The 20,362-nt window shown below is 70.6% G+C and carries 20 protein-coding genes; 2 read left to right on the top strand and 18 right to left on the bottom strand.

What is annotated here, in order from left to right:
* Positions 1-5 precede the first annotated feature (5 nt).
* From HQK15_RS12075 to HQK15_RS11990, 18 genes are all read right to left on the bottom strand, one after another.
* The gene (locus HQK15_RS12075) at positions 6-737 is read right to left on the bottom strand and encodes a WecB/TagA/CpsF family glycosyltransferase (RefSeq protein ID WP_173491699.1); all 732 of its coding nucleotides are present in this window, start codon (positions 735-737) and stop codon (positions 6-8) included.
* A gap of 100 nt (positions 738-837) precedes the next feature.
* Positions 838-1,248 (bottom strand): transcription antitermination factor NusB, encoded by a 411-nt coding sequence (gene nusB / locus HQK15_RS12070; protein WP_173491698.1) that lies wholly within the window; start codon positions 1,246-1,248, stop codon positions 838-840.
* A complete protein-coding gene (efp, locus tag HQK15_RS12065) occupies positions 1,248-1,811 on the bottom strand; it encodes an elongation factor P (protein ID WP_173491697.1) in 564 nt (187 codons plus the stop codon). The genes nusB and efp overlap by 1 nt, the downstream gene beginning before the upstream one ends.
* The gene (locus tag HQK15_RS12060) at positions 1,811-2,878 is read right to left on the bottom strand and encodes a M24 family metallopeptidase (protein WP_173491696.1); all 1,068 of its coding nucleotides are present in this window, start codon (positions 2,876-2,878) and stop codon (positions 1,811-1,813) included. The genes efp and HQK15_RS12060 overlap by 1 nt, the downstream gene beginning before the upstream one ends.
* Positions 2,875-3,969, bottom strand: a complete 1,095-nt coding sequence (gene aroB / locus HQK15_RS12055) for a 3-dehydroquinate synthase (protein ID WP_173491695.1) — start codon at positions 3,967-3,969, stop codon at positions 2,875-2,877. The genes HQK15_RS12060 and aroB overlap by 4 nt, the downstream gene beginning before the upstream one ends.
* Positions 3,966-4,475, bottom strand: coding sequence for a shikimate kinase (locus HQK15_RS12050; RefSeq protein WP_173491694.1), 510 nt, complete (start codon positions 4,473-4,475; stop codon positions 3,966-3,968). Before HQK15_RS12050 ends, aroB begins: the two co-directional genes overlap by 4 nt.
* Positions 4,472-5,650, bottom strand: coding sequence for a chorismate synthase (aroC, locus tag HQK15_RS12045; protein ID WP_217361604.1), 1,179 nt, complete (start codon positions 5,648-5,650; stop codon positions 4,472-4,474). Before aroC ends, HQK15_RS12050 begins: the two co-directional genes overlap by 4 nt.
* A gap of 199 nt (positions 5,651-5,849) precedes the next feature.
* Positions 5,850-6,533 (bottom strand): prepilin peptidase, encoded by a 684-nt coding sequence (locus tag HQK15_RS12040; protein ID WP_173491693.1) that lies wholly within the window; start codon positions 6,531-6,533, stop codon positions 5,850-5,852.
* A gap of 10 nt (positions 6,534-6,543) precedes the next feature.
* Complete coding sequence (locus HQK15_RS12035) at positions 6,544-7,347, bottom strand: shikimate dehydrogenase (protein ID WP_173491692.1); 804 nt, start codon at positions 7,345-7,347, stop codon at positions 6,544-6,546.
* Positions 7,344-8,456, bottom strand: coding sequence for an endolytic transglycosylase MltG (gene mltG, locus HQK15_RS12030; RefSeq protein ID WP_173491691.1), 1,113 nt, complete (start codon positions 8,454-8,456; stop codon positions 7,344-7,346). The genes HQK15_RS12035 and mltG overlap by 4 nt, the downstream gene beginning before the upstream one ends.
* A gap of 30 nt (positions 8,457-8,486) precedes the next feature.
* Positions 8,487-8,933 carry a Holliday junction resolvase RuvX gene (ruvX, locus tag HQK15_RS12025; RefSeq protein ID WP_173491690.1) on the bottom strand — a complete coding sequence of 149 codons (447 nt, stop codon included), beginning with the start codon at positions 8,931-8,933 and terminating at the stop codon, positions 8,487-8,489.
* Positions 8,933-11,587: an alanine--tRNA ligase gene (alaS, locus tag HQK15_RS12020; RefSeq protein ID WP_173491689.1), complete on the bottom strand. Its 2,655-nt coding sequence runs from the start codon at positions 11,585-11,587 to the stop codon at positions 8,933-8,935. Before alaS ends, ruvX begins: the two co-directional genes overlap by 1 nt.
* The gene (locus tag HQK15_RS12015; RefSeq protein ID WP_173491688.1) at positions 11,587-11,886 is read right to left on the bottom strand and encodes a DUF6167 family protein; all 300 of its coding nucleotides are present in this window, start codon (positions 11,884-11,886) and stop codon (positions 11,587-11,589) included. Before HQK15_RS12015 ends, alaS begins: the two co-directional genes overlap by 1 nt.
* Positions 11,883-12,347, bottom strand: coding sequence for a hypothetical protein (locus HQK15_RS12010; protein ID WP_173491687.1), 465 nt, complete (start codon positions 12,345-12,347; stop codon positions 11,883-11,885). Before HQK15_RS12010 ends, HQK15_RS12015 begins: the two co-directional genes overlap by 4 nt.
* A 147-nt stretch (positions 12,348-12,494) precedes the next feature.
* Positions 12,495-13,859, bottom strand: coding sequence for a replication-associated recombination protein A (locus HQK15_RS12005; RefSeq protein ID WP_173491686.1), 1,365 nt, complete (start codon positions 13,857-13,859; stop codon positions 12,495-12,497).
* 135 nt (positions 13,860-13,994) lie between these two features.
* Positions 13,995-15,761: an aspartate--tRNA ligase gene (gene aspS / locus HQK15_RS12000; protein WP_173491685.1), complete on the bottom strand. Its 1,767-nt coding sequence runs from the start codon at positions 15,759-15,761 to the stop codon at positions 13,995-13,997.
* Complete coding sequence (gene hisS / locus HQK15_RS11995) at positions 15,758-17,068, bottom strand: histidine--tRNA ligase (protein ID WP_173491684.1); 1,311 nt, start codon at positions 17,066-17,068, stop codon at positions 15,758-15,760. Before hisS ends, aspS begins: the two co-directional genes overlap by 4 nt.
* A complete protein-coding gene (locus HQK15_RS11990; RefSeq protein WP_173491683.1) occupies positions 17,068-17,763 on the bottom strand; it encodes an MBL fold metallo-hydrolase in 696 nt (231 codons plus the stop codon). The genes hisS and HQK15_RS11990 overlap by 1 nt, the downstream gene beginning before the upstream one ends.
* A 64-nt stretch (positions 17,764-17,827) precedes the next feature.
* Between HQK15_RS11990 and HQK15_RS11985 the strand changes: the two genes are divergently transcribed.
* Complete coding sequence (locus HQK15_RS11985; protein ID WP_173491682.1) at positions 17,828-19,063, top strand: DUF349 domain-containing protein; 1,236 nt, start codon at positions 17,828-17,830, stop codon at positions 19,061-19,063.
* Positions 19,064-19,171: 108 nt separating this feature from the next.
* Positions 19,172-20,362 carry a PP2C family protein-serine/threonine phosphatase gene (locus HQK15_RS11980; RefSeq protein WP_367649157.1) on the top strand — a complete coding sequence of 397 codons (1,191 nt, stop codon included), beginning with the start codon at positions 19,172-19,174 and terminating at the stop codon, positions 20,360-20,362.

Genomic DNA, 20,362 nt, shown 5'->3' with positions numbered 1-20,362 from the left:
CCGGGTCAGGCCCGCGAACGACGCCAGTAGTGCGGCAGGACGTACTTGACGAACACCGGCAGGCACTCGACGAAGTAGCGACGGAACAGCCGGCGCGGCTCCTGCGCCAGGCGGTAGAACCACTCGATCTTGGTCGCGCGCACCCATCCCGGTGCCATCGTCGCGTTGCCCGTGACCATGTTGACCGCACCGCCGACGTTGACGACGACGCCGCGGAAGCCCGCCTTGCGGACCTCTTCGCCGATCATGTCGCCGAACGGCGGCGTGACGGCCACGATGAGCAGGTCGACGCCGTACTTCTGCAGCTTGCGGGCTAGGCGCTTGGGCTTCCAGTCGCCGCGGCTGCCGTGCTCGCGGAAGACGACCTGCAGGCCGGAGTCGTGCAGACGGCCCCGGAAGTCGTAGCCGGTGTGGCGGTCAGCGCCCAGGATCGCGGCCTTCTTGCCGTGGAACTGGCGCCCGGCGAGCATGCGCTCGAGGAACTCCGACCCCGTCACGCGCTCCGGGTCGATGCCGCGCGACCGCATCAGCGAGACGATCGGCCAGCCGTCGGCGGTGATGTAGTCGGCCCGCGCGATCGTCCGCGCGAAGTCGGCGGACTTCGAGGCCAGCGCCAGGTGGTGCAGGTTGACCGTCTGGATCCGCTTGGGGCTGTCGTCTAGCACCACCGCGTCGAAGTCGTCGTCGTTGAGGATGCACTTCTCGGCCATCATGTCGATGAGCTCTTCAGTGATCACGCCTGGTCCCCTGTATCTCCCCGGTGAGACCTGTGGGCCTCACCCATGAAGAGCAAGGACCCCGCAGGTCATGACGGGGAAACGCAGAAAGATCGAGCGCTCAACCGATCAGGGTCGGCTTCAGCTCCACGATGCGGCTCAGGAGCCCGTTGACGAACGACGGGGACTCGTCGGTCGACAGCTCGCTCGCGAGGTTGACGGCCTCGCTGACGGCGACCGCGTCGGGGACGTCGTCGACGTAGAGCACCTCGAACGCACCGATCCGCAGCAGGTTGCGGTCGACCGCCGGCATGCGGTCGAGCGTCCAGTCCTTGGCGTTCTCGGTGATGATCTCGTCGAGACGCTCACGGTGGGCGACGACGCCCTCGATCAGCAGCACGGCGTACTCGTTGACGGGGTACTCGGTGTCACCCACGCGGTCGGCCAGGGTGCCGCCGGTCGGCAGGCTCTGCGCCTCGGACTCAAAAAGGATGTCGAGGGCGCGCTTGCGGGACTTCGTCCGAGCAGACATCAGGCCTTCACGCGGCCGAGATAGCTGGCGTCGCGGGTGTCGACCTTGATCTTCTCGCCGCTGACGATGAACAGCGGGACCTGGATCTCCTTGCCGGTCTCCAGGGTGGCGGGCTTGGTGCCGCCGCTGGAGCGGTCGCCCTGCAGGCCCGGGTCGGTGTGCTCGACGAGCAGCTCGACCGACGCCGGGAGCTCGACGAACAGGACGCGACCCTCGTTGGTCGCGACGACGGCCTCCTGGTTCTCGAGCAGGAAGCCCACAACGTCACCCATGACCTCGGGCGAGACCTCGGTCTGGTCGAACGTCGTCGTGTCCATGAACACGTAGCTGGTGCCGTCGTTGTAGAGGTACTGCATCGTGCGCTTGTCGACGGTCGCGGTCTCGACCTTGGTGCCGGCGTTGAACGTCTTGTCGACGACCTTGCCGGACTCGACGTTCTTCATCTTCGTGCGCACGAAGGCGGGGCCCTTGCCCGGCTTGACGTGCTGGAACTCGACGATGGACCACAACTGTCCTTCGATGTTGAGAACCATGCCGTTCTTGAGGTCGTTCGTGGTGGCCATCAGCCGATCTCCAGGAGGTCTTTGGTCATCGTGGTGAGCACCTCGGGGGCACCCGCGGTCACGAGGACGGTGTCTTCGATACGCACTCCCCCACGGCCCGGCACGTAGATGCCCGGCTCCATCGTGAGGACGGTGCGACTGGTCAGTTTACCTGTGTGCGAGCCCGCGATGAACGGGTCCTCGTGGATCTCGAGGCCGACCCCGTGGCCGAGGCCCGTGGTGAACGCCTCGAGCCACCCGGAGGACTCCAGCGAGGCGCGTGCGGCAGCGTCGGAGGCGGCCACCTCGACCCCCTCGCGCAGCAGCTCCACGCCGGCTGCCTGCGAGTGCTGGACGGCCGCGTAGACCTCGCGCTGCCAGGCGTCGGCGCGCCCGAGCACGACCGTGCGGGTGCAGTCGGCGTGGTAGCCGTCGACCCGGGCGCCGAAGTCGGCCTTGAGCAGGTCGCCGGCGGCCAGCACCCGGTCGGTGGGGCTGTGGTGCGGGATCGCGGTGTTCGGGCCCGAGGCCAGGATCGTGTCGAACGCGACGGCCTCGGCGCCGAGGTCGAGCATCGTGCCCTCGAGCTCACGGGCGACGTCACGCTCGGTGCGCCCGACGAGCCGGCCCTCGATCACCGTCTGAAGCGCACGGGTCGAGATCTCGCACGCCCGGCGCAGCGCCGCGACCTCGACGTCGTCCTTGACCTCGCGCAACGACTCCACGACCCGACCCGCGCCACGCAACGTCAGCGCGGGGGCCAGCTCAGCCAGCCGGGCGTGGGCGTCGACGCTCATGGTGTGCGACTCGATGCCGTAGGTGCCGGGCGCCGTGCGCTCGGCCATCCCGCCCAGCAGGTCGCGGGTGATGACGTGCTCGACGTCGGGCAGCTCGGCCGCGGCCTGGTCGCGGTAGCGGCCGTCGGTGAGGAAGACCGGCTCCCCCTCGACGGGCACGAGGATCGCACCGTTGGAGCCGGTGAACCCCGTCAGGTAGCGGACGTTGACGAGGTTCGTGACGAACAGCCCGGCCAGGTCACGGTCCGCCAGCGCCGCGACGAGGCGCGAGCGACGCGCTGCTGCCGTCATGCCGAGATCGCCTGGTAGGCATCGACGAGCAGCGACTCGTCGGGGCCGCCGAGGATGACCGGGTGCTCCAGCCCCTCGAGGACCACGAAGCGCAGCTGGTCGCCGCGGGTCTTCTTGTCGAGCCGCATCGTGGTGAGGAGCGCCTCCCAGATGTCGGGCCGGTAGGTCGTCGGCAGGCCCACGAGCTGCAGGATCGAGCGGTGCCGGTCGAGCAGCTCCTGGTCGATGTGGCCGATGCGATGGGCGATCTCGGCGACGAAGACCATGCCGATCGCGACGGCCTCGCCGTGGCGGATGCGGTAGTCCTCGAACCGCTCGACCGCGTGCCCGAAGGTGTGGCCGTAGTTGAGCGCCTCTCGTCCGATCGAGCCGTCGGCGCCCGTCTCGCGCAGGTCGCCCGCGACGGTGCGGGCCTTGACCGCGATGCCCTTGGTGATGAGCTCGGCGACGATGGGCGACCCGGGGTCGGAGATCGCCTCGGGCGCCGCCTCGATGAGCTCGAGGATCGTCCGGTCGGCGATGAACCCGCACTTGGCGATCTCGGCCATGCCGCTGCGCATCTCGGCCGGCGGCAGGCTGTGCAGGACGTCGAGGTCGCACAGGACGCCGACGGGCTCGTGGAACGCCCCGACGAGGTTCTTGCCCTGGGCGGTGTTGATGCCGGTCTTGCCGCCGACCGCGGCGTCGACCATGCCCAGCACGGTCGTCGGGACGTTGACGAACCGGACACCGCGCAGCCAGCTGGCCGCGACGAAGCCGGCCAGGTCGGTCGTGGCTCCCCCGCCCAGACCGACGATCACGTCGGAGCGGGTGAAGCCGGTCTCGCCCAGCACCTTCCAGCAGAAGGTCAGCACGTCGGCCGTCTTGGCCTGCTCGCTGTCGGGCACCTCGATGAGGTGCACCTCGAGGGCGTCGGACACCAGCGGCTCCCGCAGGATCTCGGCCTGCCTGCGCATAGCCGGTGCGTGGATGATCGCGACGCGGAGCACTCCCATGCCGAAGCCGACGAGCCCGCGCAGCTGCTCGTGGACGCCGTTGCCGATCACCACGTCGTAGGGCCGACTGGTCGGCACGGTGAGGCGCGTGGTCATCGGTCCTCCTCGATCAGGCGGACGACCTGGTCGACGACCTGGTTCGCGTCCAGCGAGTCGGTGACGACGGTGAAGCGGGCGACCTCGTCGTAGAGGGGGCGGCGGCAATCCATGAGTCCCTTCATCTGTGAACGTACGTTGCCGAGCAGGAGCGGCCGGTTGCCGTTCATCCCCACCCGGGAGACGGCGGCGGCGAGACCGACGTCGAGGAAGACCACGCGGTGCTCACGCAGCAGCGACCTCGACGCCTCGCTGAGCACGGCTCCCCCGCCGAGCGACAGCACGCCGTCGTGCTCGGCGAGCGCCGCGGCGACGGCCTTCTCCTCGAGCGCACGGAAGTGCGCCTCACCGTGGTCGATGAAGATCTCCTGCACCGGGACACCCTCGCTCGCGACGATGTCGTCGTCGGTGTCGCGGAACACCTGGCCGAGCCGGGCAGCCAGCTCAGCGGCGACGGTCGACTTGCCCGCACCGGGCGGACCGACCAGGACGACGGTGGGGCTCAACGGAGCCTCAGGTTGGCGAGGTAGCCCTCGACGTTGCGGCGGGTCTCCTCGACCGCGTCTCCACCGAACTTCTCGATCAGGGAGTCGGCCACGACCAGGGCCACCATCGCCTCGGCGACGATGCCGGCAGCGGGGACCGCGCAGACGTCGGAGCGCTGGTGGTGGGCGCGGGCCTCCTCGCCGGTCTCGACGTCGATCGTGCGCAGCGCGCGCGGGACCGTGGCGATGGGCTTCATGGCCGCGCGGACGCGCAGGATCTCGCCCGTCGTCATGCCGCCCTCGGTGCCACCGGCGCGCCCTGAGGTGCGACGGATGCCGTCGGCCGTGGGGACGATCTCGTCGTGCGCGAGCGAGCCCCGGGTGCGCGCCAGCTCGAAGCCATCACCGATCTCGACACCCTTGATGGCCTGGATGCCCATGAGCGCCTGCGCGAGACGGCCGTCGAGGCGCTTGTCCCAGTGCGTGTAGGAGCCGAGTCCCGGCGGAAGACCCTCGACGACGACCTCGACCACGCCGCCGAGCGTGTCGCCCTCCTTGTGGGCCAGGTCGATCTCGGCGACCATCGCGGCGCTGGTCTCGGGGTCGAAGCAGCGCACGGGGTCGGCGTCGAGCGCCTCGACGTCGCCGTGCGACGGGATGACACCGGCCGGTGCGCGCACCGTGCCGAGCTCGACGACGTGCGACACGATCGTCGCGCCGGTCGCCTGGTGGATGAACTGGGCGGCGATCTCGCCGAGGGCCACGCGGGCGGCGGTCTCACGGGCACTGGCCCGCTCGAGCACCGGACGGGCCTCCTCGAAGCCGTACTTCTGCATGCCGGCGAGGTCGGCGTGGCCGGGACGCGGACGGGTCAGCGGCGCGTTGCGCTTGAGCCCGTCGAGCACGTCGGCGTCGACCGGGTCGGCCGCCATGACCTGCTCCCACTTGGGCCACTCGCTGTTGCCGATGCGCAGCGCGATCGGGCTGCCCATCGTCGAGCCGTGGCGGAGGCCGCCGACGATCTCGAGCTCGTCCTGCTCGAACGCCATGCGGGCACCGCGGCCGTAGCCGAGACGACGACGGGCGAGGGCGGCCTGGATCTCCTTGCTGGTCACCTGCACACCGGCCGGCAGCCCTTCCAGGACGGCGACGAGCGCAGGGCCATGGGACTCACCAGCGGTCAACCAACGAAGCATGGGGATGATTCTCCCACGCCCCCTGCGGCACCCGGGACCGTGGCTGGCTGATGAACACCTCTCGTCACCGGCCCCTCCTCACCAGCCCCTCCCCGAAAGTGTGCGAGTCTGCACGATCGGCGCCACGGACTGTGCGCAGGTGCACCGTCCGGGCCGCGAGATCGGTGCAGGATCGCACACTTTCGGGGTGCGCGGCCGGTCAGCCGCCGTAGATCGCCGGCGCAAACGCCGCGCCGATCACGGCACCCACGATCATGAACGGGCCGAACGCATAGCCCTGAGGGTCGATGACCCGCATGCGCGCCAGGACGACGCCAAGGACCGCCCCGAGGATGAACCCGGCGTAGATGCCGACGAAGACCTCGCTGCGTCCCAGGGCACCGAGCGCCAGGGCCAGCACGCCCGACAGCCGCACGTCGCCGTAGCCGAACGCGCCACCGAAGAACCGGCCGCCCAGCCAGTAGAGCAGCCGGAAGACCGCGTAGACGACGGCGTTGGCGACCACCGCGTGGAGCAGGACGTCGACGTCGCGCAGCAGCAGGGCGCCGAGCCCGACGAGCAGCAGCGTCGCGACGTAGAGCGGGGCGACGATCAGGAACGGCAGCAGCCGGGTGTGCCAGTCGACGAACGCGAGCCACGCTCCGACCCCGCACACCAGCACCCACACGGGGACGAGCTCGGGGTCGTCGATCCGCCACGCGACGACACCCGCCATGACGGCGGCCGCGACGGCGAGGCCGGCGGTGAGGAGGCGCAGCTCGGACAGGACGGCGTACGGCAGCTTGTCGTCGGCCGGTTCCGGTGGCTCGGGGAGCCGTCGCAGCACTCGCGGGCCGGCAGCACCGATGAGCGCGGCGACGACGACGGCGAGGGCGATGGTCACGCCACGAACCCTAGCGAGATCGGAGGGCAGCGAGGGCTGCGTCGCGCAGCAGCTGTGGAGAGACCTCGGACCCGGTCATCAGCTCGACCTGCAGGACGGCCTGGTGCGCGAGGAGGTCGAGGCCGGAGATCACGGGGACGCCCTCGTCGTCGGCCGCCTGGGCCAGACCGGTCGGCCACGGGTCGTAGACGACGTCGAACACGGCCCGGGACGCCTCGACCAGCTCGTGGGACCGGGCCCCGATCGCCTCGTCAGGGACCGTCGAGACGAGCAGGTCGACCTTGTCGAGCAGCGGCTCGTCGATCCTGCGGACGTTGACGACGATGCCCCGACCACGGGCGACCGCCTCGGCCTCGACGGCCCGGGCCGGATCACGCACCACGAAGTCGAGCTCCTCGACACCGAGCCGCACGAGCGTCAACGCGATCGACGCCGCGGTGGCGCCGCCTCCGAGGATGCGCGCCGAGCGGGGCACCCCGATGCCGGCCTCCTCGATCGCCGCGGCGGCGCCGGGGACGTCGGTGTTGTAGGCCGAGAGCATGCCGTCGTCGACGACGAGCGTGTTGGCGACTCCCAGCACCTCGACGACGCCGTCGTGCTGGTGCGCCGCGGCCGCGGCCTCGCGCTTGAGCGGAGCGGTCACCGACAGCCCCCGGACGTCGTCGCCCAGAGCACCGACGAACGCCGCCAGCTCACCCTCGCGGACCTCGACCGGCTCGTAGGTCCAGTCCAGGCCCAGCTCGGCGTAGGCGGCGCGATGCATCGCCGGCGACAACGAGTGGGCGATCGGCGAGCCGAGCACCGCACAGATCATCCGCAGACACCCTCCGGGGCCGTCTTGCAGTACTCCTGCAGCTTGGCGACGGCCTGGTTGTGCTGGGCGAACGTGTCGGAGAAGACCGTCTCACCGGTCTCGAGGTTGACCGCGACGAAGAACAGCCAGCTGCCCTCGGCGGGGTTGAGCGCGGCCTCGATCGTCTTCTCGCCCGGCGAGCCGATCGGTCCCGGCGGCAGGCCGGGGTTCTTGTAGGTGTTGTAGGCCGACTCGGCGTTGCGCTCCTCCTCCGTCGTGAAGACGTCGCCCTTGCGACCGCTGACGTAGGAGACGGTCGAGTCGAGCTGCAGCGGCATGCCCTGGTCGAGCCGGTTGTAGAGCACGCGGGCCACCTTGGGGTAGTCCTCGTCGTTGTTGGCCTCGTACTCCAGGATGCTGGCGACGGTCAGGATCTGCTCGCCGGTGTAGCCGAGTGCCTTGGCGCGGGTGCCGATGTCGAGGTCGGACGCCACCGCGACGGTCTTGGCCACCATCTTCTTGAGCAGGTCGGTGGCCGTCGTGCCGGGCGGCACCTCGTACGTCGCGGGGAACAGGTAGCCCTCGGGGTTGCCCTTCGCGACGGCCGGGAGCCCGAGGTCCTTCGGGTCGTCGAGCACCTTCTGCAGATCGGCCTTGGAGATCTCGGTCTTGGCCGCGATCGTGGCGACGACCTGGTCGACGCGCGCGCCCTCGGGGATCGTGACCTTGCCCTCGACACGGTTGCCCTTGTCGATCAGCGCGACGAGCGCGTTCTCGGCGGACATCTCCTTGCGCAGCGCGAAGAAGCCGGCCTGCACCGACTGGAAGCGGGAGTCCTTGATCGCGAGCTGGTAGAACGCCTCGGCGCTCTTGACCACGCCGGCGTCCTTGAGGATCGTGGCGATCTGCTGGCCTCCGGCGCCGCTCGGGATCTCGACCGTGACGTCGCCGGTGCCCTGCCCGGTGTAGTCCTCGGGACCGCCGAGCATGTCGGAGACCTTGCCGTACGCGACGTAGCCACCGACGAGGATCACCGCCACGACGACCAGCGCGACGATCCGACGTCCCCACGGCTTGCGCGCAGGGCTCTCGGCCCGGCGGCGCCCGGGGCCCGAGGGACCGCTTGTCATCAGGTCCAGCCCGCTGTCACTCATTCGACCTCACATGCTCTCGCCGGGGGCGGACCCGCGGGTCCGTTCGGCATCCAGTGCCGTTTGAAGGATCACGGTAGCGGCAGCCTGGTCGATGATGCCGCGCGTGGTGCGCGTCGAACGTCCGCTCGCGCGCAGCTGCCCGTGCGCGCTGGTCGTCGACATCCGCTCGTCGAAGAGCCGGATCGGGACGGGCTCGATGGCCGCGAGCAGGTCGACGCAGAAGGCCCGGACCTTGATCGCGGCCGGGCCCTCACGGCCCGAGAGCCCCATCGGCAGCCCCACCACGCACTCGAGCACCTCGTGCTCCCGCACGAGCTCGGCGAGACGCCCGATGGCGGCCGGACCGGCCGGGACGGTCTCGACGGGCGTGGCCAGGATGCCGTCGGGATCGCTCACGGCGACGCCGATGCGGGCGTCACCCACGTCGACCCCGAGCCTCCTGCCGCGGCGCATCAGGCGAGCGCCGCCTCGACCGCGGCCAGCGCTGCCGGGATGCCCGACACGTCGGTGCCGCCACCCTGGGCGACATCGCCCTTGCCGCCGCCCTTGCCGCCGATCTGCTGGCCGACGACCTTGATCAGGTCGTTGGCCGACAGGCCGCGCTGCTGCGCCGCCTCGTTGAGCGCCACGACGGCGGCCGGCTTGTCACCGGCATCACCGATCACCACGACGACCGCCGGCCGGTCGGCGAGGCGCTTGCGGATGTCGAGCGCGATCGTGCGCACGTCTCCCCCGCCTGCGCCGGCAGCGTGGTGGCCGACGTAGGCGATGCCGCCGACGTCCTTGGCGCTGCTGGCGACGTCGCCGGCCGCGCCCAGCAGCTGCGCCGCCTTGATCTTCTCGGCAGCCTTCTCGGCGGCCTTGAGACGGTCCATGAGGTCCTGGACACGACCCGGGACGTCCTCGGGCTGCGTCTTGAGGATGTCGGTGAGCTGGCGGACGACGTCGCGCTCCTTGGCGAGGTACTGGAAGCCCTCGATGCCGACCAGTGCCTCGACGCGGCGGTTGCCGGCGCCGACGGAGCCGTCGGACGTGATGACGACGGTGCCGATCTGGGACGAGCGGTCGACGTGCGTGCCACCGCAGAGCTCGCGCGACCACGGGCCGCCGATCTCGACGACGCGGACGTCCTCGCCGTACGTCTCGCCGAACAGCGCCAACGCACCCCACTCACGGGCCTCGGGCAGCGACATCGTCTGGGCCGTGACGGGCAGGTCGGCGCGCAGCGCCCGGTTGGACGCCTCCTCGACACCGGTGAGCTGGTCGGGCGACAGCGCGCCGCTCCAGCCGTAGTCGAGGCGCAGGTAGCCCGGACGGTTGTAGGAGCCGGCCTGCAGCGCCGTGGGGCCGAGCACCTCGCGCAGCGCGGCGTGCACGACGTGGGTGCCCGAGTGCGCCTGACGCGCGCCGAGACGCCACTCGGGGTCGACCGCCGCCTCGAGTGTGCGGTCGAGGGTGAGCTCACCCTCCAGCACGCGGACCTGGTGGACCACCAGCCCGCGCACCGGACGCTGCACGTCGAGCACCTCGGCCCGTCCGCCGTCCCAGACCAGGTGGCCCGCGTCGGCGTTCTGACCGCCGGACTCGGCGTAGAACGGCGTGCGGTCGAGCACGACCTCGCCGATCGACCCCGCGCCGATCGCCGGCACCGATCCGCCGTCGGCGATGAGCGCGAGGACGCGCGACTCCGTCGTGAGGGTCGTGTAGGCCTGCCAGTCGGTGGGGCCGTTGGCGTCGAGCGCCGACCGGTAGACCGTCGTGTCGGCGTGGCTGCCCTTCTTGGACTTCGCATCGGCCTTGGCGCGCGAGCGCTGCTCGGCCATCAGAGCGCGGAACCCGTCCTCGTCGACGCTGAGCCCCTGCTCGGAGGCCATCTCCAGCGTGATGTCGATCGGGAAGCCGTAGGTGTCGTGCAGGGTGAACGCGGCCTCGCCGCTCAGGCCGGTGCCGCCGCTGTCCTTGACCGCCACGGCCGCGCTCTCGAAGATCTGGGTGCCCTTGCCGAGGGTCTGGCGGAACGCCTCCTCCTCGGCGTACGCGACCTGCTCGATGCGGGGGAAGTCGGCCTCGAGCTCGGGATAGGACGCCTTCATGCGGTCGAGGCTGACCGGCAGGAGCAGCGGCAGCGCGGGGTCGTCGAAGCCGAGCAGCCGCATCGAGCGGACGGCTCGCCGCAGCAGGCGTCGCAGCACGTAGCCGCGCGCCTCGTTGCCCGGCGTGACGCCGTCACCCATGAGCATCAGGCCGCTGCGGACGTGGTCGGCGATGACGCGGAACCGCACGTCGTCGGTGTGGTCCTTGCCATAGGTGCGCCCGGAGATCTCCGACGCCTTCTCGATGACCGGAAAGACCTCGTCGATCTCGTAGAGGTTGCCCTTGCCCTGCAGCAGGTAGGCGACCCGCTCTAGGCCCATGCCGGTGTCGATGTTCTTGTGGGGCAGCTCACCGACGACGTCGAAGCGGTCCTTGGCCTGGACGTTGGTGATCTCCTCCTGCATGAACACGAGGTTCCAGATCTCCAGGAACCGGTCCTCGTCGACGACCGGTCCCCCGTCGGGCCCGAACTCGGGGCCGCGGTCGACGTAGATCTCGCTGCACGGCCCGCCGGGCCCGGCGACGCCCATGTGCCAGTAGTTGTCGAGCAGGCCGCGGTCCTGGATGCGTTCGTCGGGCAGCCCCGCGACCCGCTTCCAGATCTCGCGCGCCTCCTGGTCGGTGTGCAGCACCGTGACCCAGATCGAGTCGGGATCGATGCCGAGGCCACCCTCGTCGACCGATCCGGTGATGAGGCCCCACGCGTGGGTGATGGCGCCTTCCTTGAAGTAGTCGCCGAACGAGAAGTTGCCATTCATCTGGAAGAACGTGCCGTGGCGGGTCGTCTTGCCGACCTCCTCGATGTCGAGGGTGCGCACGCACTTCTGGACGCTGGTCGCGGTCTCCCACGGCGGCGTCTCCTGGCCGAGGAAGTAGGGCTTGAACGGCACCATGCCGGCGTTGACAAACAGCAGGTTCGGGTCGTCGAACAGCAGGGGTGCCGACGGCACGACGGTGTGTCCCGCCTTCTCGAAGTGGTCGAGGAATCGTCGGCGGATCTCCGCGGTGTGCATCAGTGGGGCCTCTTGTCGGGATGGATGGTGTCGAGGTGAGCCTGCTCGAGGCTGAGGGTGCTGTGGTCGAGGGTGCTGTGGTCGAGGGAGTCGGCGGTCAGTCGGCGGACGACGTCGCGCTCGCGGGCCTGCATGCCGTCCTGCACCTCGGCGCTGAACGCGCGCCAGCCGAGCCCGAGGGCGGCGGCCTGGTCGACGACGCCGGGCGCCGACAGGCGGTAGGCGGCACGGCGGGCCTTGGCGGCGCCGTAGACGCCGGCGGCCGAGCCGGCGACGAACCAGACGAGACGCGACTTCATGACGACCCCATCCACTGGTCGGCGGGCGGTGTCGGCGAGGTGCTGCGCACGGCCCGGCGCCCGGCCTGCAGGCGCTCACGGCGACGGCGGCGGTACTCACGTCGCATCAGCGCGGAGATGCGGTCGCGGCTCTCGGCCCGCAGCGCATGGGCGATCCCGTGCGCATAGACCGAGAGCCGCACGCCGGGGCGTCCGAGGGCGGCCTGGACGACCTGCTGCTCGCTCGGGGGCACGACCAGGCGGCCCTCGACGACGCGGGGCGTCAGCTCGCGGGACACCACGGGTGTCGGCTGCTCGTGGACCGTGACGTCGGCCTGTCTGCGGGCAGGAGGCGTCTCGACCACGGCGACCTGCTGGCCCCGTGAGATCTGTCGGACGGCTCGGACCGCGACGATGGCAGCAACGATCGCGACCACGGCCAGGACCGCGGTCGCGACGAGGATCCAGACCTCCACCGACATGGGGACGAGCCTATCGCGGGGAGTCGCGCCGCCCACCGGACGCCAGCGCACCGCCCCACCGAGGCGGTGCACTGGCGTCCACGTTCGCGCGTGACGTGGACGCCAACGCACCGCCCTGGGCGGGCGGGGGCCGGCGGACGGGTTGAGTCAGCGCTTGCGCAGGATCTTGCGGATCATCGCGAGCCGCTCGCCGAGCCTGGCCTCGAAGCCGTGCTCGCTGGGCTCGTAGTAGATGCTCCCGTCGACGTCGTCCGGGGCGTACTGCTGCCCGACGACGCCACGGACGTCGTTGTGCGGGTACTGGTAGTCGTGCCCGTGGCCGAGCTTCTTGGCGCCGGCGTAGTGGGCGTCGCGCAGCGCGGGAGGGACGGCGCCGACCTTGCCGGCCCTGACATCGGCCTGCGCGCGGTCGATCGCGACGATCACGGCGTTCGACTTGGGCGCTGCGGCCAGGTGGATCACGGCCTGGGCGAGCGGGATGCGCGCCTCGGGGAAGCCGATCATGGCGACGGCCTGGGCGGTGGCCGTCGCGAGCGGCAGCGCCGTCGGGTCGGCCATGCCGATGTCCTCGCTCGCGTGGATCATCAGCCGTCGGGCGATGAAGCGCGGGTCCTCCCCCGCCTCGATCATGCGGGCGAGGTAGTGCAGGGCGGCGTCGACGTCGGAGCCGCGGATCGACTTGATGAAGGCGCTGATGACGTCGTAGTGCTGGTCGCCCTGTCGGTCGTAGCGGACGGCCGCCTTGTCGACCGCCAGCGCGGCGTCCTCGACGGAGATCTCGGTCTTGCCCTGGCTCGTCGCGGCACCGGCCGCGGCCTCGAGGTAGGTCAGCACGCGGCGTCCGTCACCGCCCGCGAGCCGGACGAGGTGCGACCTGGCCTCGTCGGTGAGCGTGACGGCCCCGGCCAGGCCCCGCTCGTCGGTCAGCGCTCGGTCGACGAGCACCCCGATGTCGTCGTCGGTGAGGCTCTCCAGCGTGAGCAGGAGGCTGCGGCTCAGCAGCGGCGAGATCACGCTGAAGTGCGGGTTCTCGGTCGTGGCCGCGACGAGCGAGACCCAGCGGTTCTCGACGCCGGGCAGGAGGGCGTCCTGCTGGGACTTGCTGAAGCGGTGGACCTCGTCGACGAACAGGACGGTCTCGATGCCGGTCTGTGCCAAGGCACGGCGGGCGCCGGCGATCGTGTCGCGGACCTCCTTGACGCCGGCCGAGACGGCGGAGACCTCGACGAAGCGGCGGTCGGTGTGGGCGCTGAGCAGGCTCGCGATCGTCGTCTTGCCGGTGCCGGGCGGGCCCCAGAGCAGGATCGTGAGCGGCTGGCTGCCGTCGATCATCTGGCGCAGGGGCGATCCGGGCGCCAGCAGGTGCTGCTGGCCGACGAGCTCGTCGAGCGACCGTGGACGCATCCGCACCGCCAGCGGCGCCGACGCGTGCGTGTTGCCCGAGAGGCTGCCCCCGCCGGTGCCGGTCGTCGGCGGCGTGTCCGGGATGTCGAACAGTCCGTCGGAGCTCATGTCACGAGCCTAGTCGCCCGCCCGCCCCCGAAACTGTGCGCGTCTGCCCCGCCCGAACCCGAAAGTGTGCACATCCGCACGCCTGGGGAGTCCCCAGTCGTGCAGACGCGCACACTTTCGCGTCTCGCCGCTGCGTCAGGCGTCAGCCTTCTTGGGCTCGGGCTTCCAGTCGACGCCCGCCTCCTTGCGCTGCTCCGGCGTGATGGGCGCCGGTGCCGCGGTCAGGGGGTCGAAGCCACCGCCGGACTTCGGGAAGGCGATGACCTCGCGAATCGAGGCGCTCCCGCTCAGCATCGCCGCGATGCGGTCCATGCCGACCGCGATGCCGCCGTGCGGGGGTGCGCCGAAGGTGAACGCGTCGAGCAGGAAGCCGAACTTCTCCTGCGCCTCGTCCTCCTCGATGCCCATGATCGCGAAGACACGCTTCTGGATGTCCTCGCGGTGGATACGGATCGACCCGCCGCCGAGCTCGCTGCCGTTGCAGACGATGTCGTAGGCCCACGCGAGCGCGTTGCCCGGGTCGCTGTCGAAGGTCTCGACGTCCTGGGGCGAGGTGAAGGCGTGGTGGACCGCGGTCCACGACCCGGCGCCGACCGCGACGTCGCCGGACTCGACGGCCTCGCTGGACGGCTCGAACAGCGGGGCGTCGACGACCCAGAGGAACTCCCACGCGTCCTTGTCGATCAGGTCGCAGCGCTCGCCGATCTCCAGGCGCGCCGCGCCGAGCAAGCCACGGGTCGACTTGGTCGCACCGGCACCGAAGAAGACGCAGTCGCCCGGCTGGGCGCCGACGTGCGCCGCCAGGCCCTCACGCTCGGCGTCGGAGAGGTTCTTGGCCACGGGGCCGCCGAGCTCGCCGTCCTCGGAGATCGTGACGTAGGCCAGGCCCCGCGCGCCGCGCTGCTTGGCCCACTCCTGCCAGGCGTCGAACTGACGGCGGGGCTGCGAGGCTCCGCCGGGCATAACGACCGCGCCGACGTACTCGGCCTGGAACACCCGGAACGGCGTGTCCTTGAAGTAGTCGGTGCACTCGACGAGCTCCTGACCCATGCGCAGGTCGGGCTTGTCGGAGCCGAACCGACGCATCGCCTCGGCATACGTCATGTGCGGGATGGGGGTCGGGATCTCGTGGCCGATGAGCGCCCACATCTTGGTGAGGATGCTCTCCATGAGCTCGACGATGTCGGCCTGCTCGACGAAGCTCATCTCGATGTCGAGCTGGGTGAACTCGGGCTGGCGGTCGGCGCGGAACGCCTCGTCGCGGTAGCAGCGCGCGATCTGGTAGTAGCGCTCCATGCCGCCGACCATGAGCAGCTGCTTGAACAGCTGCGGGCTCTGCGGCAGGGCGTACCAGCTGCCGGGCTGCAGTCGCGCGGGCACCAGGAAGTCGCGGGCGCCCTCGGGCGTCGACCGGGTCAGCGTGGGCGTCTCGATCTCGACGAAGTCGCGCTCGGACAGCACCTCACGGGCCGCGGCGTTGATCTTGCTGCGCAGGCGGATCGCGGCGGCCGGCGCCGAACGACGCAGGTCGAGGTAGCGGTACTTCAGGCGCGCCTCCTCGCCGACGTCGACGTGGTCGTCGATCGGGAACGGCAGGGGCGCGGCGGCGCTGAGGATCTCGACGTCGTCGGCGATGACCTCGATGTCACCGGTCGGGATGCCGGCGTTCTCGTTGCCCGCGGGCCGCTGCTGGACCGTGCCGACGATCTTGAGGCAGTACTCGGCGCGGAGCTGGTGGGCGACCTCCTCGCGGACGACGACCTGGACGACGCCCGAGGCCTCGCGCAGGTCGATGAACGCGACACCGCCGTGGTCTCGCCGTCGCGCGACCCATCCGGCGAGCGTGACCTGCTGGCCGATGTGGTCGGCGCGCAGGCTTCCGGCGTCATGGGTGCGGATCACGTGTTCTGCTCCTTGCTCTGGTGCCCCAGGATCTGGGGCGTGAGGTCGTCGGTGGGCGGTGCCCAGGTGGTGGGGTCCACGTCGATCTGCTCGCCGGACCGGATGTCCTTGACGGAGGTCGGCGGGAACCAGACGTACGGGATGCCGCGCTTCTCGGCGTGCTGGATCTGCTTGCCGAACTTGGCGGCCTTGGGGGCCACCTCGGTCGGGATGCCGCGCTCGCGGAGCTGCTGCGCGACGGCGTTGCTGGCCGGACGCGACTCCTCGTCGTCGACGGCCACCAGCACGGCGGACGGCACCGAACGATCGGCGGCCAGCGCCAGCGGGACGAGCAGGCGGGAGACGCCGAGCGAGATGCCGACGCCGGGATAGGTCGACCGCTTGTCCTGGGCGAGCTCGTCGTAGCGTCCGCCGGAGCAGATCGAGCCGAGGTGCTCCCAGCCCGCGAGCCGGGTCTCGAACACCGTGCCGGTGTAGTAGTCGAGGCCGCGCGCGATGCGCAGGTCTGCGGTGACGACGACGCCGTCGACGCCGGACGCACCCTCGACGACCTGAGCGAGCTCGGACAGGCCCTCGGCGAGCATCTCGTGCTCGACGCCGAGCGCCTCGACGCGCTGGACGAACGACGTGTCGGTCGTGACGATCTCCGCCAGCGCGAGCACCTTGGCCGCTTGGTCGGTCGTCAGGCCCTGCTCGACGAGCAGGCCGTGGATCCTGTCGGCGGGCACCTTGTCGAGCTTGTCGACGACCTGCATGACCGCGGCCGGATCGGCCAGCCCCAGGCCCAGGTAGAACCCCTCGAGGATCTTGCGGTTGCTGATCTGCAGCGTCGCCGTGGGGATCGGCAGCCCGGCCAGCGCCTCGGCCATGACCCGGGCGACCTCGACGTCGAAGTGGAACGGCAGGACGTCGCGGGCGACGATGTCGATGTCGGCCTGGGTGAACTCGCGGAACCGTCCCTGCTGGGGCCGCTCGCCGCGCCACACCTTCTGGATCTGCCAGCGGCGGAACGGGAAGTCGAGCTGGCCGGCGTTCTCCAGCACGTAGCGGGCGAACGGGACCGTGAGGTCGTAGTGCAGCGCCAGCTCGGCCGGCTCGGAGTCGGCGGCGGCCAGCCGCTTGACGGCGTAGACCTCCTTGTCGATCTCGCCCTTGCGAAGCAGCACGTCGAGCGGCTCGACGGCGCGGGTCTCGATGTTGGCGAAGCCGTGCAGCTCGAACGTGCGGCGCAGGTGGTCGAGGACCTGCTGCTCGACGATCCGCTCACGCGGGAGCAGCTCGGGGAAGCCCGACAGCTTGGTGGCCATCAGGACGCCACCTCGGCGAGGAACGGGTTGGTCGCCCGCTCGCGGCCGATCGAGGTCTGTCCGCCGTGGCCCGGCAGGACGACGATGTCGTCGGCCAGGGGCAGCACGCGATCACGCAGGCTGTCCAGCATCTGCGGGTGCGAGCCACCGGTCAGGTCGGTGCGACCGATCGAGCCGGCGAACAGGAAGTCGCCGGAGAACATGACCTGCGAGACGTCCTCGGGCCCGACGTAGGGCACGCGGTAGACGACGGTGCCGGGCGTGTGTCCGGGCACGTGGTCGACCGTGAGGGTCAGTCCGTCGACCTCGATCGTGGCTCCGTCGACGGCATCGCGGACGTCGGCGGGCTCGACGAAGTCGGGCAGGTCGGTCATGCCGAGCTGGGTGCGCAGCATCGCTGCCGACTCACCCGAGATCGCGGCCATCGGGTCGCTCAGCAGATGGCGGTCGGCGGGGTGGATCCAGACGGGGCAGTCGTACGCAGCCGCGACGTCCTGGGCGTTCCACATGTGGTCGAAGTGGCCGTGCGTGATGAGGACCGCCTCGGGCCGCAGGTTGTGCTCGGCGACGACCTGGCGGACGCCCTCGATCGCGTCCATGCCGGGATCGACGATCGCACAGCCGGTGCCGGGACCCCGGGACACGAAGTAGCAGTTCGCCTGCAGCGGACCGGCTGGAAATGACGTGAGAAGCACGTCCGACAGGGTACGCGAGGCGGGCGGGCGCGCTCCACGCAGTCGTCGCCCTAGACTGTCCGCCATGAGCTCTGCGCCCACGAACCCCTGGGGTCGTGTCGACGATGACGGCAACGTCTACGTGAAGACCACCGACGGCGAACGACTGATCGGCCAGTGGCCCGGGGGTGACCCCGTCGAGGCGATGGCCTTGTACGTCCGCCGGTTCGAGGGCCTCGAGGTCGAGGTCGACCTGCTGGAGAAGCGTCTCGAGAGCGGCACGGTCTCGCCCGACGACGCCGCCAAGGCCGTGACGAAGGTGCGTTCGCAGCTGGTCGACGCCCAGGCGATGGGCGACCTCGACTCGCTCGTCACCCGTCTCGACGCGCTGCAGCCCGCGATCGACAAGCAGCGCGAGGAACGCAAGGTCGAGCGCGCCGCCAAGGTCGCCGAGGCCGCGACCGAGAAGACCCGCATCGCCGAGGCCGCCGAGAAGATCGCCGCCGGCACCGACTGGAAGGCCGGCGCCGACAAGCTGCGCGCCCTGCTCGACGAGTGGAAGGCTCTCCCCCGCCTCAGCAAGTCCGCCGACGACGAGCTCTGGCACCGCTTCAGCTCGGCCCGCACGACCTACACGCGCCGTCGCAAGAGTCACTTCGGCGAGCAGTCGACGCTGCGCGACGCCGCCAAGGTCGTCAAGGAACGGCTGATCACCGAGGCCGAGGCACTGTCGACGTCCACCGAGTGGGGCCCGACGGCCGGCAAGTACCGCGACCTGATGACCGAGTGGAAGAAGGCCGGCTCCGCGCCCCGCAACGTCGAGGACAAGCTCTGGAAGCGGTTCCGCGCCGCACAGGACGCCTTCTTCACCGCGCGCGACGAGGCCAACTCGCTGCTCGACGCCGAGTACGAGGTCAACGCCGACAAGAAGCTCGAGATCCTCGCCGAGGCCGAGAAGCTGCTCCCGATCAAGAACGTCGACGCCGCCCGCAAGGCGTGGCTGGACATCGCCGACCGCTGGGAGGCCGCCGGCAAGGTGCCGCGCGCCAAGATCGGCGAGTTCGAGGCCAAGATCCGCACGATCGAGCAGGCCGTCAAGGACGCCACCGAGACGCAGTGGAAGAAGACCGATCCGGAGAAGTCTGCCCGCGCCGACGACATGATCGGCAAGCTGCAGCGCGCCATCGACGAGGTCTCCGCCAAGATCGCCGCCGCCGAGGCCAAGGGCGATGCCAAGAAGGTCAAGGACCTGACGGCCGACCTGGAGTCCAAGCAGGCCTTCCTCGCGATGGCCCAGAAGGCCCAGGCCGACTTCTCCTGACCCGCCTCGCCCCGACTCCGGACGCAGGGCACTGCCGCTGACCCACTCCGCGGCTAGGCTGGGACCAAGGTCCTGGTGCTGCTCTCGGAGGTGTTCGCATTGCTGGACGTGGTGGAGCAGGCACGTCGTCGTGGGCTCGACGTGCTCCAGATCCTCGACACGCCCCCCGAGGAGCGTTTCGACCGGTTCACCCGGCTCGCGCGCATCGCGTTCCACGTCCCGATCTCGACGATCACCCTGATCGACCGCGATCGCGCCTACTTCAAGTCGTGCATCGGCCTCGAGGTCGTCGAGGCCCCGCGCGACGCGACGTTCTGCGCCCGCACCGTCCTGCTCGACCAGCCGGTCATCGTGGAGGACGCCTCCACGGACCCTCACTACCGCGACCTTCCGGGTGTCGCAGGTGAGCCACACATCCGCTTCTACGCCGGCTTCCCCCTGCACGACGCCCACGGCACGGCGATCGGCACGTTCTGCCTCTACGACCGCCGCACGCGCACGCTCAGCGCCCGCGAGTTCGACCTGATGCTCGAGCTCAGCCAGTGGGTCGAGGCCGAGCTGCGCAGCTCCAACGAGATGGACCGCGCCCGCGAGGTGCAGCAGTCGCTGCTGCCCAGCACGGCGCCGGTCATCGAGGGCTACGACGCGTCCGCAGTCTGCCTGGCCGCCGGCGCAGTCGCCGGCGACTTCTTCGACCACCAGGAGATCGACGGCCAGCACAGCTTCACCGTCGCCGACGTCATGGGCAAGGGCACCGGCGCCGCGATCCTCATGGCGACGGCTCGCGCCGTGGTGCGCTCGGAGAACCGCGCGTTCGCCGCCGGCCGCTTCGGCGACGACGCCGACCTGGGCACGGCCCTGACCGAGGTCAACACGATCCTGCTCGCCGACCTCGCCGCGAGCTCGGCGTTCGTCACCGGCTTCTTCGGCTGGGCCGACCCCACCACCGGCCAGGTCCGCTACGTCGACGCCGGGCACGGCCTGACGCTGGTCGTGCGCGCCGACGGGTCGCACGAGCACCTCGCCACGAGCGACCTGCCGCTCGGCATCACCGACGAGTGGAAGTGGACCGAGCGTCAGGTCGACCTGATGCCGGGCGACATGCTCGTGTGCTTCAGCGACGGTCTGTTCGACCTGCTCGGCGGCACCCCCGAGGTGCTCGGCGTCATCGCCGACCTCGCCCACCTGCACCCCACCCCGTCCGACCTCGTCGAGACCGTCCGGTCGATGGCCGACAGCGCCGTTCCGCTGGACGACGTCACCATGCTCGCGATCCGTCGTCTGCCGGAGGCAGGCTGA

Origin of the sequence: Aeromicrobium stalagmiti (assembly GCF_013283745.1) — a bacterium.
GTDB classification, from domain to species: Bacteria; Actinomycetota; Actinomycetes; order Propionibacteriales; family Nocardioidaceae; genus Aeromicrobium; species Aeromicrobium stalagmiti.
Note: the sequence above shows the minus strand (reverse complement) of the source record. Positions and strands in the feature narration are given on the sequence as shown.